The sequence below is a fragment of the [Chlorobium] sp. 445 genome, from assembly GCA_002763895.1.
GTDB lineage: Bacteria > Bacteroidota > Chlorobiia > Chlorobiales > Thermochlorobacteraceae > Thermochlorobacter.
Map to the genome: position 1 here is coordinate 1 of NSLH01000054.1, position 6,482 is coordinate 6,482.

The 6,482-nt window shown below is 48.1% G+C and carries 4 protein-coding genes; all 4 read right to left on the bottom strand.

The window, feature by feature from the left end; genetic code table 11:
* Positions 1–18: 18 nt before the first annotated feature.
* Entirely contained in the window at positions 19–3,165 is a 3,147-nt protein-coding gene (locus CMR00_12500; GenBank protein PIO47042.1) for a hypothetical protein, read from the bottom strand.
* A 73-nt stretch (positions 3,166–3,238) separates the two neighbouring features.
* On the bottom strand, positions 3,239–5,806 hold the full coding sequence (locus CMR00_12505; protein PIO47043.1) for a hypothetical protein: 2,568 nt from the start codon (positions 5,804–5,806) through the stop codon (positions 3,239–3,241).
* A gap of 44 nt (positions 5,807–5,850) precedes the next feature.
* Entirely contained in the window at positions 5,851–6,081 is a 231-nt protein-coding gene (locus CMR00_12510; protein ID PIO47044.1) for a hypothetical protein, read from the bottom strand.
* Between the two features lie 16 nt (positions 6,082–6,097).
* Positions 6,098–6,482 (bottom strand): KpsF/GutQ family sugar-phosphate isomerase (locus CMR00_12515; protein ID PIO47045.1); only part of this gene is annotated, 385 nt, incomplete at its 5' end.

Below are 6,482 nucleotides of genomic sequence, written 5' to 3' on the forward strand. Positions count from 1 at the left end.
GGTATTCGGTGGCTTCCTCTAAGAAGATTTGCTGAAGTTCATCAGGTACGAACTTTTGCGGCTTTGTGGTTGAGCAGAAGGAGATGCAAGAGGTGCACTTACATTGTCGAGCTCGGGCAGACTGAGTGCGTCTGCATTAAGAGCATCAGTGTCAAGCAGCAGATTGCTGGTGTCGTCGGAAGCAAGTTCAGTTGAGAAGTCCAGCGTGGTATCAGGTGCAGGCGCTGCATCATCCAGAGCCTTAGTAGGTGATGAGGGTAGTGCGATATCCGTAGCAGATGATAATGGTGCGTCATCAAGCAATGTCTCTGTGCCAAGAAAGGCTGAATCGTCTAATGTGAGCAAGGAGTCGCCAAGATGTTGTTCAGAAAGATCATCTGGTGAGCTAGTTTTGGATGAAAGGTCATGCAGCGAAGAGAGTGCAGACTTTTGCGTATCGGGTTGTTCAAGTGAAGTATCGCTGAGCAAGGATTCGTCTAAAAGAAATTCGCTGGCAAGCAAGTCTGTGTTGAATATCAAATCGTCTCCGCTTGTCGCATCAGCAGGCGAAGAGGGCGGAGTGGTGACGGTACTTGGTGTAGGTTCAGAAGTCAAAAGCGTTGTGTCATCTAGCGAAGTCTCAAGTTCGGGCAATTCCTTAAGTGTGAGTAGCTCATCGGTTGACGCTTGCGGTGAAGTTGGTGTCTCATCGAGAGCAAAATCCTGCGGCATGGACGCACTGGGCTGGTCAGAAGTAACATCTTGCGGCATTGAAGATACAGGTTCATCGAGAGCCGTGTCAGCTGTCGAGAGCGGCTCAAGCAGCGGTGCATCGGCTAGAAGATTCAAATTGTCGAAGAGTTGCTCAGGTAAGACATCGAGTTCATCAGTCGAGTCAGTTGGTGGTGCAATATCATGTTTAGCATTGGGAAAGACAGGTACAACAATTTCGCTTGGTATAGAAGGCGTTTCAGAATGTGATGCTTCGGGCTCGTCTTCAAGAAAGTCAGCAGGTGAGAAAGTAAGATCATTGGCAGTTTCTTCCGCAGCACGCTGGCGCTCAAACTCTGCAAAGAGTGAGCCAATGGCTTCATTGGCTTTGGTCATAAGCCGAGAAGTAAATATCTCTTCTGTTGGTCGAGATTGATTAGCGGAAAGGATAAAATTGCCAATATCGCGGATGGACGACAGTGGCGAGGTTTGAAGTGCGCCAAGCAAGTCATCTGCGGTAAGTAGCCTATCAAAGAAATCGAAAGCAAATTTTCCAGCATCAGTACGTGGCAGGGTTAATTGCACTGTGCGAAGCACCTCTGTGGCAAGCCCGAAGTAATCAGGTAGCACTTCTTCTTCAGGCATATCCATCTGAAAATCAAGGCTATCGGTATCTGCAAGTGAAGAGAGGGCATCAGAAAGTTCAGCAGCAAGATGATCTTCTGGCGTAGGCAGTTCAAAATGTTCGCTTGCAATAATCTCATCACTTGGCTTAGGCAAACCGAAATCGTCAAGTGTGTCAGGCGAAGAAGTTTCTTGAGTCTCTGTAGAAAGTTCAGGTAGAGAGATAGTCTCTTCGATTTCATGTGTGATGTTTTCCAGCGTCTCTGCTGGAATCGTTGGAAGTTCTTCGGGTTCACTTGAGAGTGGCAGCGGTTTGAGCGACGAGAGCAAATCGTCAAGCTCGGTGTCGAGAGACGGGGCAGTGGAGACTTGTGTTTGCGCTGAAAGTGCCGAAGCCAGCGAAGCGACAATATCATCGGCGAGCGCATTAAGTTTCTCGATCGGAACGCGATTAGACCACGATTCTCCGATGAAGTGCGCAAACTCTTTGAGCCACTCGTGTTCAGTTTGACTAAGCGAAATGAGAAGGTCTGCAGAGTTAAGAAGTGAAGAGATTTGCTCATAGCCTAAGGACTCGCGTGGGACTTGATTGTGCACACGAGTCAGAATTTGAGTAACATAACTGATGTACTCTGACTCTGTCGGCTCTGTTGGAGTAGGCTCGTTTTCAAGTGGAACTTCGGGTTCAAGCTCACGTGTGAGTGCCGTCGGGTCAACCTTAGGCAGTTCAACGGATTCGGTGGGTGGCGGTGTAGCCACATCAAGAAGTGAAAGGGCGTCATCAATTTCCTCGGATGCGCCTTCGAGATAGTCCGTAAGTTGTGCGACAGTTTGAGCCTCGCTGAGTGCAGCCTTAAACAATCCGATTAAATGTTGCGCAACTTCACCAGCAAGTGAGCGCGACAGGGCACTGGCTGGACGTTGGCGTTGGCTATAAAGAAAATCAGTAAAATCTTGAAGTCCAGCGATAAAATTGAGTTTAGCAAGTTCAGAAAACACATCGGGCGCCTGAGCTAGCTTAGAGAAAGTGCGCGCAATAAGAGGTGAGAAGTTTTCACGCTGTGCGCGCATTTCGGTTGCTTCCGCAATATACTGAAGAAACTGCTCGACAGCGCTGTGTGTTACGCTAGGCTTAGCATCTGACGGAACACTTGACTTTGACTGTTCTGGCTTTGAGTGTCCATTAGCAGCCCTATAAGACGCAATATTGACAGATGCGCTAAAGAGTGACTCAAGGCGAAATCCAAAGTCAGGATTGAAAGTCTCTTTGACGAAGAAAGGTTTGGTGCGTTTTTTGTCGAGGTGCGCTTGAGTCGAGACTTCAGAGATGCTTGGGGTCGGCACGGACTCATGGACAGGCGCAGAGAGAAATGCATCATGTGATTGCGATGACGCATGAGCGACGTAGTCGCTGAGAATTTTGATGATGTCTTTGCGCGATTCAAGTGCAGCTAAAGATTCGTTCAGAAATTGTGCAGTAGGCTCAAGGTTCTGATTGAGCGTGTCGTGCGATTTGAGATGACCGCTGAGCAATTCTTCTTTCAAGGTTTGGCTCACACTGTAGAGGAAATCGCCAAAATCTCTAAGTGCGTCAATTTCCATATTGCGCAAATCGTGCAGCGGTTGTGGGGATTTAGCGAGCGTTTGGAAAAATTGGATGATGGTTTTGCTGGCGCGCGAGCGCGCTTTACGTCGAAGGGACTTAATTTGAGCTGCTAAATCAGAAAGAAAGAGATGAATGACTTCATCAAGGTAAGTTTTTACAGCGTCATCAGAAGTTGACGATAATGAAGCAAGGCGTGAAGACTTGCCTAAGCCTGTGCTTTGTGCAAGAGGGTTTTCCATTGCCATATATCCTTCTCCAGTTTTCTTCTCTCATTGCTGTTAGAGCGTTGCCCCAGAACATCAAAATCCTAATGACCTCTCAGAGCAGCGGTCGTTTGTTGGTATTGTTTGGGTTAGAATTAGAAAGATTGTCTTCCAAGAATAAGTCATCTTCGGCCTGCAGAGACGGCAAAATCACATCGTCAAATTTCGAAGGCGCAGGTGGTGTCGATGGACGAGATGACGCATCGAGGATTTCACCGACCTTTTCTTTAACCCCAACCGAAGATGGGATACGGAAGCGCGAGACCGAGCGAGCAAGTTGCTGCGTAATCGCATTCAGGCGCATGGCAAGTTGTGCAGATTGCTTAGAGCCTAAGAGTGATTGTTTAGCAATTTGCGACACTTCAGTCATAGCACTTACAACACCGCTGGACGCAATGTCTTGTTGTTTTGCTGCCAGCGAGATTTCTTGAATAAGTTCGGTGGATTGTTGCACCACGCTTCGGATTTCTTCGAGTGCGCGTGAGGCTTGGTCAGCAAGTTTGGTACCGCGTTCCACTTCAAGCGTACCGCGTTCCATAGCCGACACGGCATCTTGCGTTTCAGACTGAATCGTTTGCACCAGCTGCGAGATGTCGTTAGTGGCTTTCGAGGAGCGTTCTGCAAGTTCGCGCACTTGTTCAGCGACGACTGCAAAACCGCGTCCAGCTTCACCAGCGCGTGCAGCCTCAATCGTAGCGTTCAAAGCCAGCAGGTTCGTCTGGTTGGCAATATCTTCAATAGTTTGCACGATTTTTGAAATTTCAAGTGAGGATTCCCCAAGCGATTTGATTTTCTGTGCAGAGTCCTGCACGGTAGCGCGAATGCGTCTCATGCCCTCAATGGTCTCAAGCACCGTGTTACCGCCAGTTTGCGCAACTTGTGCTGCGCGTTGCGCCGCTTCAGCAGCAGAGTCAGCATTCATTGCAACTTGACGAATCGAGGCCGCCATTTCTTCGACAGCCGCAGAAGCGTTGGCGACTTGGACAGACTGTTCTTCTGCACCGCGTGCCATTTGTTCCGTTGCAGCGAGAATTTCGGATGCAGCACCACCGACTTGCAACGCCGCAGTCTGAACTTCTTCAATAAGTTTGCCGAGGTCATCGACCATCAGGTTGAACGAGTCAGCAAGTGCGCCAAGTGCCCCTTCGGTAACAACGGCGCGTTGTGTAAAGTCGCCCTCTGCAGAGTTCGACACAACAATGAGCAAATCAGTAAGCTGTTTCTGCATAGCGTCGCGCTCTGTTTCAGTCTCAATCAGCGTGGAGAGACGACGAATCATTTCGTTGAATTGATTAGAAATCTCTTCAAACTCGTCGCCTGTAGCAATGTTTGCGCGCGCATTGTAGTCACCTTCAAGGATGCTGCCCATCAGCGATTTGACCTCACCAAGCGAAGAAAGAATCTTCTCGCTCTGACTCAGTGCCGTGATAAGAGCCAGTCCAAGGCTCACTACAAGCATCAGAAAGACTAATCCCAAAACCAGCAAGAACAAGGTGTTGAGCGACTCGCGCTGCGCGTTTATCATAGAAACATACTGATCGTAATCAAGTGAGACGAGCACAGACCCAATCGTTTCGCCAGCACTGTTTTTGAGCGCGTTATACTGTGCAACCGCATTCTGTGTAACATTTGTTGATGCCCCTTTGACAAGCGCATTTTTTTCATTCTTAACCTTTTCCCATGCAGGCAAAGGAATCTTATAGCCAAAAGCAGGAATGTCACTGGAGACTTGCTCGGAAGTCAGAACGCGAATGCTATCAATTGTAAAAGAAATAGAAAAAGCATCTTTGGGAATGAAGGAGTGGTACTCGCTGAGCAAAAATTCGTCGTTCTTGTTGAGCAATTTCCCAGCAAAAGCTACGGCAAGCACATCGCCAGATCGGGAGCGAATCGGCATCACGACACTGAGCATCAAGCCTCGTTCTTCTTTGCCAGCAATATCGCTGCCGTAACTTGTGCCATCGACACGAGCTTGATCTGAAAGAGAGTTTTTACCAGCGATAGTAACATTTGGAATAACATTGAGCTCAGTAACAGCTTCGAGTTGAAGGGCTTCAACTGGATAGAGTTCAAATGAAGAGGTTGCATTGCCTTGCAGAGCCGACTGCCAGAATCGACCAAGGGCAGCGACTGGACGCGGTGAATTTCGGTATTCAGAGGCAAAAGTAGTGTCGCCGAATTTTGTAGGATCGGTTGCGCGTGTGAGCACACGTCCATCAGAACCCACGATAGTAAACATGCTAAGTTTGAGACGCTGCATGGCATCTGCAGCCACAGTATGCAATTTCTGTCGCGCATCATTAGGCGAAGCAGGAAATTGCAAAAGTGCGTCAGAGTATTCCGTGCGCTTGACTTCATCTCTCAAACTTGCTTCCAGACGCGTTAAATTTTGCTCCAGCACTGCGCCTAAAATCCGATCTTGCTCCAAGACACGTGATTCGACAACCTTATCAATGTCAGAAATATATCGATCGAGCTGGGCACGCTGCATAAAGAATACCACAAGTGCAAGTGCAGTGCCGATAACCAAAACCGGCAAGCCTGCCGAAATCAAAAAGTCACGAACAAGTTTTCCTCTCAGACTTGCACTCGAGAAAATCTTGCTGAAAGAAGTGTCTGCCATATGCTTTGAACCCTATTTTTATTTAGCATGAAATCGCACAGTTTCTACGACTCACCAAAGTGCTGCACTACCCGCTTTGAGCTCAAGGCCCTGCTAATGATTTGAAACGCTATGGTGCTCAGCGCTTCAAAGCGAGGCAAAAAAACAAAAAACTTGGAGCGAAAAAGATATTGCAAAACGGGTATGATCCAGTCGTTAAGGTAACAAATGCGAAGTTGATTTGCAAAATCAGCGCAATAGGGGAAAGCAGAGCAAGCAACTGATGCCAAGAGCATGTTTGCCACGAGACATCTACAAACCATGCCGCACAATATCATGAATGCGAATCAATCCGATACAGCGTTTGCCCTCTACGACAGGCAAGACAGAAATTTGTGACGGGCGATTTTCCATCATATCTAAGGCTTCAGCGGCAAGACGCTCCGCTGAAATGCTAATCGGATTCTTGGTCATCATGGTCTCAGCACAGAGATGCTCAAGGTCAGTAGCTTTCACACGCTGAACCATACGCCTGACATCGCCATCAGTAACAATACCAAGTAAATTACCTTCGCTATCGACAACATTGACAGCCCCGAGACTTTTTTCTGAGAGCACACGAATCACCTCAAGCCAAGAAGCCGTAGGCAGAACAGTGGGATTGTCGCTACCGCTATGCATTAAATCTGATACACGC

Coding starts and splice junctions, on each gene's coding strand:
- CMR00_12500 (PIO47042.1), bottom strand. CDS start 3,165: ATGGCAATGGAAAACCCTCTTGCACAAAGCACAGGCTTAGGCAAGTCT.
- CMR00_12505 (PIO47043.1), bottom strand. CDS start 5,806: ATGGCAGACACTTCTTTCAGCAAGATTTTCTCGAGTGCAAGTCTGAGA.
- CMR00_12510 (PIO47044.1), bottom strand. CDS start 6,081: ATGCTCTTGGCATCAGTTGCTTGCTCTGCTTTCCCCTATTGCGCTGAT.